Annotated in this window: 5 protein-coding genes and 1 pseudogene; 2 read left to right on the forward strand and 4 right to left on the reverse strand. The window is 69.0% G+C overall.

All coding sequences use genetic code 11. From position 1 onward, the window contains the following. From AC2TEW_RS38230 to AC2TEW_RS38245, 4 genes and pseudogenes are all read right to left on the reverse strand, one after another. Nucleotides 1–612 (reverse strand): annotated as a pseudogene (locus AC2TEW_RS38230) (IS256 family transposase); the annotation flags it as partial. A gap of 465 nt (nt 613–1,077) precedes the next feature. Beyond that, entirely contained in the window at nt 1,078–1,884 is an 807-nt protein-coding gene (locus AC2TEW_RS38235; RefSeq protein ID WP_484627775.1) for a L,D-transpeptidase family protein, read from the reverse strand. A 53-nt stretch (nt 1,885–1,937) separates the two neighbouring features. Further along, nucleotides 1,938–2,762: a hypothetical protein gene (locus AC2TEW_RS38240; RefSeq protein WP_484627776.1), complete on the reverse strand. Its 825-nt coding sequence runs from the start codon at nt 2,760–2,762 to the stop codon at nt 1,938–1,940. A gap of 4 nt (nt 2,763–2,766) precedes the next feature. Then, nucleotides 2,767–3,276: a SigE family RNA polymerase sigma factor gene (locus tag AC2TEW_RS38245; RefSeq protein WP_484627777.1), complete on the reverse strand. Its 510-nt coding sequence runs from the start codon at nt 3,274–3,276 to the stop codon at nt 2,767–2,769. A gap of 319 nt (nt 3,277–3,595) precedes the next feature. Here AC2TEW_RS38245 and AC2TEW_RS38250 point away from each other — a divergent pair, with 319 nt between their 5' ends. Together AC2TEW_RS38250 and AC2TEW_RS38255 are read left to right on the forward strand one after the other, a co-directional pair. Then, entirely contained in the window at nt 3,596–4,450 is an 855-nt protein-coding gene (locus AC2TEW_RS38250) for an IS5 family transposase (RefSeq protein ID WP_484627669.1), read from the forward strand. Beyond that, complete coding sequence (locus tag AC2TEW_RS38255) at nt 4,447–4,845, forward strand: type IV toxin-antitoxin system AbiEi family antitoxin domain-containing protein (protein ID WP_484627668.1); 399 nt, start codon at nt 4,447–4,449, stop codon at nt 4,843–4,845. The genes AC2TEW_RS38250 and AC2TEW_RS38255 overlap by 4 nt, the downstream gene beginning before the upstream one ends. The last annotated feature ends 8 nt before the right edge of the window (nt 4,846–4,853 follow it).

Consider the following 4,853-nt stretch of genomic DNA (forward strand, 5'->3'; position numbering starts at 1 on the left):
GCCCTCGCCGCCGTCGCCGGCCCACAGTCCGAGGATGTCGCGGGTGCCATCCACGGTCACCGCGAGGGCGACGTAGATCGGCCGGTTGGCGACCTGCCCGTCACGGACCTTCACGTGGATACAGTCGACGAAGATCACCGGATAGATCGCGTCGAGCGGGCGGTTCTGCCATTCGGCCATCCCGTCCATGACCTTGTCGGTGATGGTGGAGATGGTCGACTTGGACACGCTCGCCCCGTAGACCTCGGCCAGGTGCGCGGAGATGTCACCGTGCGTCAGACCCCGCGCGGACAGGGACAGCACCGACAGCACCATCTCGTCGACGCCGGTCAATCTCCGCTGGCGCTTCTTGACGATCTGCGGCTCGAAGCTGCCCTCGCGGTCCCGGGGCACCTCGATCTCGACCGGGCCGACGTCGGTCAGCACGGTCTTGGAACGGACGCCGTTGCGGCTGTTGCCACTGCCCGCACCGGCCCGGTCGTGCTTCTCGTATCCGAGGTGGTCGGTGATCTCGCCCTCCAGAGCGGACTCCAGCACCCGCTTGGTCAGCTACTGCAGCAGCCCGACCTCGCCGGTCAACTGGAGCCCGCTCGCGCGAGCCCGGTCGACCAGCTACCCGATCAACTGATCGTCCAACAGGTCCGCCGACAGCTCGACCGGCCGGACCTCTTCAACCGCCTCAACCGAGGCGATCACGTCGCTCATCAGGTGCTCTTCCTAGATCGGGAGATACACCGGTCACCGTACAGACCCGTCGCTGGACACACCCTCCGGGAAGGCGAGGCCGCCGGCTGGCGAGTCCATGAGCGTTGCGCTGGCATGCCGAGAGGGGCTTGCTCGGAAGCCTGCTCCGGCCTTTTCCGTGGTGCCGACAATGGGGCCGTGTGCCAGAGGGCCACGGTCCTCGACGCCGCTGCCGGGGCGGGCTGGGTGAACTTCCAGCTCCGGCAGCGGCTGTGGTTGCGTGCCGCGGGCTCGGCTGGGCGAGGTGCTCGTCCATCGTGAAGCCTCATGGGGAGTGGCGGAACGGAACGGGGCAGGCACGATTCGGCCGCGTCGTGGTGGGGCGGAGTCGGGTTACTGGGCGAGTTGGTCGGCTGGCCCCATGGCGATGACGGGGTTCTTGCCGGGGTCGAGGGTGGTGAGGAGGGTTTGCAGGTCGTGCTTGACGAGGGTGATGCAGCCGTGGGTGGGGCCGCCGTGGTCGACGTGGAGCCAGATGCCGCCGCCGTGGCTGATGCCCTGGGGGTGGGAGTTGTCGAGCGGTGAGCGGCCCGGGGTGCGGTTGTAGTCGATGGCGATGACGTAGTCGAAGGCTCCAGCAAGCGGTTCGCCCTTGAAGCCGGTGCCGCCGATCGTGAAGGAGCTCGACTGGTAGTACGGGAGTTTGGCGCCGGGGTCGGCGAGCTTGCCGCCGGCGTCGCTGAGGGTGAAGACGCCGATCGGGCTGCGCAGGTCGCCCGTGCGATGGTCGGTGGTCCAGCCGTTGAGGGCGTTGTGGGCGGGCCAGCCGGGTCCGGCGCTCCAATGGCCGGAGTCATCGGCGGTCCACAGTCGGACGGCGGTATCGGAGGAGTCCTTCCCCTGCCCGGTGACCACCACGACCTGGCGGGTGCCGGTGGGGATCTCGGCGAGCGTGCGCGGCCCCAGGCCGGTGATCGACGACGCTGCGTCGGCAGGTAACGACGGTACCGGTAATCCGGTCCCGGTGATCGCGGTGGGGGTGGGAACGGAGCCGAAGGGCGCCGGCGTCTGTGCCTCTGCCGTGGGTGTTGAGGGCTGTGCGGCACAGGAGGCGGCGCCGCCGCAGAGCAGGCCGACGGCGCACAGCAGTGCCCAGTGACGGGGGAGGCGCGGCATCCTGGCAAGAGGGGAGGCGGGCATGGCGAAGTCCTTCACTGAGCTGGTGGTGTTCGTACTGAAGGTGAACAGGGGCGTCAGTCGCCGGCGCCCTGCAGGTGAGTCGAGTTCAGGACGGCGGCGGCTTCGTCGACGGCCGTCTGGTCCGGTGCGGCGAGGCAGGCGTAAGCGCTGACGAACGTGGGCGCCTTGTGAGGATTGGGGAACTTCTCCTCGATCGCCTGGGTGCCGCCGATCGCGCGGCACTGTGCGCTGGGATCGACCAACTGGGGGCCACCGGGCACGGTGCTCGACGGGGTGGCATTTTGTTCGTAGGCCGACTGCCAGAACACCAGTACCCCGCCCTTCGGCAGGGCGGTGACCGGGAGGCACTGCTGCTTGTCGCGGCCGTCCAGGGACCCCTGACACGGCCCGTTGCCCGCGGCACTGGGCACCGAGACTACGTACACCCCGGGTTCTGCCGTCCCGTTGGGCAGGCGCGGGGGCAGGGTGTGCCAGCCGGCCGGGGCGGTGGCGACGACCAGACCGGCCGGCGCCGCGTACAGCTCGAGCCGTTGGGTCGAGGTCCCGGCCGGCCAACGCGGCTGCGGGCTGCTCAGCGGTGTACCGCTGGTGGTGGCAGATGGTCCGAGGGCTGCAGGGTCGGTACGCGTCGGTCCCCCAGGGAGAAGTGCGGCCGTGAGCAAAGCCACTGCCAGCACGGGCGCGCACAGTACCGCCGCCCTGATCTGCCTGGCGCGACGGACCCGGCGCCGCACTTTGGGCATCCGGTCCTCGGGCGTCGGCAGCCGCAGGGTGCTGTCGGTCGCCGCGTGGCGCAGCTGCTCGACGACTGCGGTCAGCTCGGCGTCGAGGGGGTCGTCGTTGCGGAGGTCGTCATGGAGGAATCCATCGTGATTCATTCCGTCACCTGCCCGCCGCTGAGAGCAGGCCGGAGGCTGGCAGTCGGTCGCGCAGCGTGCGCAGTGCCTTGGCGGCCTGGCTTTTTACCGTTCCGGTCGAACAGCCGAGCATCGCCGCGGTCTCCTCCACGCTGAGGTCCTCCAGGTAGCGCAGCACCACCACGGCTCGCTGCCGGTTGGGCAGGTGCCGCAGCAAGGCCGCTACCTGCCGCTCGCTGTCCACCTCGCCGAAGCCGTCCGTGGCCGTCGGAACATCGGGCAGGTCCGAGTGCGGTAGCTCGCGCCGCCAGGCCCGCCGCCACCAGGAGGCGTGTACGTTGACCATGACGCGGCGCACGTATGCCTCGGGCTGCTCCTCGGCGATCCGGCTCCACTTCGGCCACGTGCGCGCCAGCGCGGTCTGCAGCAGGTCCTCGGCCAGATGCCGGTCGCCGGTCAGCAGCCAGGCCGAACGCAGCAGCCGCGGCCCGCAGACTGCCACGAACTCCTCGAACCCTGTCCAACTGCCGGTCATCTCGTCCCTGTGCGGCTTGCTTGTTTCCTCTGGTCGGTCCCACGTCTGTTGGAACCGTGTGCAGCCCTCACCGGGTTGCCCAATGTGACGCACGCCATGTGCGGCCGGGAGGGCGGCCAGTAGATCGTATGCGCCCGGCTATCAGGTCTGACGGCGGTGCCCCTACGTGTTTGGTCAAGCGGTTCGAGGTTGTTCTTCAGCTCTTGGTGGCTCGCTCAGAGGACGTTAAGTCCGTTTCTGGATGATCTGGTGTCGCCCGTTTGTGGGTACGGAGGTATTCGGGCTGACTCGCGTGTCGTGTGCATGGTGGGGTCGGGGTATGGAACGGATGCCGTACTCAACAGACTTGTCCGACGGGCAGTGGGCCTTGATCGAGCCGCTGGTCACCGCCTGGAAGCAGGAGCGGGTGTCGCGGTCGGCGACCGGGGATCCGGGCTCCTGTGACTTGCGCGAGGTCGTGAACGCGCTGCTGTACCAGAACCGGACGGGGTGCCAGTGGCGGCTCCTGCCGCACGACTTACCGGCCTGGTCGGCAGTGTTCTACTACTTCACCCTGTGGCGCCAGGACGGCCTTGACCAGCGGATCCAGGAGATCCTGCGCTGCCAGGTGCGGGAGCGGGCCAGACGATTAGAGGACCCGTCCCTGGTGATCATCGACACCCAGTCCGTCCGCGTGGCGGCCGGGGTGCCGAAGGGGACGACGGGGCTGGACGCGAACAAGAAGACGCCCGGGAGGAAGCGGGGACTGGCCGTCGACGTGCTGGGCCTGATCATCGGCGTGGTCGTCCTGGCCGCGAGCGCGCACGACAACGAGGCCGGTATCGCCCTGCTGGACCAGGCGGACGAGCGGTGCGGGATGCGTCTGGAAAAGGCCCTGGTCGACCAGGGCTTCAAGGATGCCGTGATCATCCACGGGGCGGTGAAGGACATCACCGTCGAGGTGGTCCGGCGCAACCCCGACGACGTGGGCAAGGGGTTCGTTCCGCAACCGAAGCGGTGGGTGGTCGAGCAGGTCAACGGCACCCTCATGCTCCACCGGCGCCTTGCCCGCGACTACGACCACCGGCTCGACAACGCCGCCTCCCGCGTCTACTGGGCCGCCACCGCCGGCATGCTCCGCCGCCTCACCGCCCCCAGCCCTGCCTGGCGCGACGACGTCGAGCTGGCAGCATGAACGTCACCGAACTCCTGCGGCTGTTGCAGGCCGAACACGACGAGGCCGCCACACGCGCCGACTACCTGCGCGAACAGATTGACCAACTCACCGGTGCACTGGCCGAGGTAGAGGCCCGCCTCGCCGAGATCGCCACCGCCGGCAAGGTCATCGACGGCCTCGCCCTGCCCGACCACGAGCCGGCCCCTGCGGAGACCGCCACCGTCTACCAGCGCATCGTGACCGCCTTCAACGAGCATCCCGGGCGGGTCTTCCGGGTTCGCGACCTACACGAACTCCTCGGCCTGCCCACCAACGAGCCCTCGATCAACGCCACCCGCTCCCGCCTGGGACGACTCGTTCGTCAGGGACTCCTCGACCAACCCGGACGCGGCCGCTACCAGAAACGGACTTAACGTCCTCT

It is taken from the genome of Kitasatospora sp. NEAU-CNBT7, from assembly GCF_057220535.1.

Excerpts from the sequence above, each read along its gene's own strand:
- AC2TEW_RS38245 (WP_484627777.1), bottom strand. The coding sequence starts at position 3,276 with ATGACCGGCAGTTGGACAGGGTTCGAGGAGTTCGTGGCAGTCTGCGGG.
- AC2TEW_RS38235 (WP_484627775.1), bottom strand. The coding sequence starts at position 1,884 with ATGCCCGCCTCCCCTCTTGCCAGGATGCCGCGCCTCCCCCGTCACTGG.
- AC2TEW_RS38250 (WP_484627669.1), top strand. The coding sequence starts at position 3,596 with ATGGAACGGATGCCGTACTCAACAGACTTGTCCGACGGGCAGTGGGCC.
- AC2TEW_RS38255 (WP_484627668.1), top strand. The coding sequence starts at position 4,447 with ATGAACGTCACCGAACTCCTGCGGCTGTTGCAGGCCGAACACGACGAG.
- AC2TEW_RS38240 (WP_484627776.1), bottom strand. The coding sequence starts at position 2,762 with ATGAATCACGATGGATTCCTCCATGACGACCTCCGCAACGACGACCCC.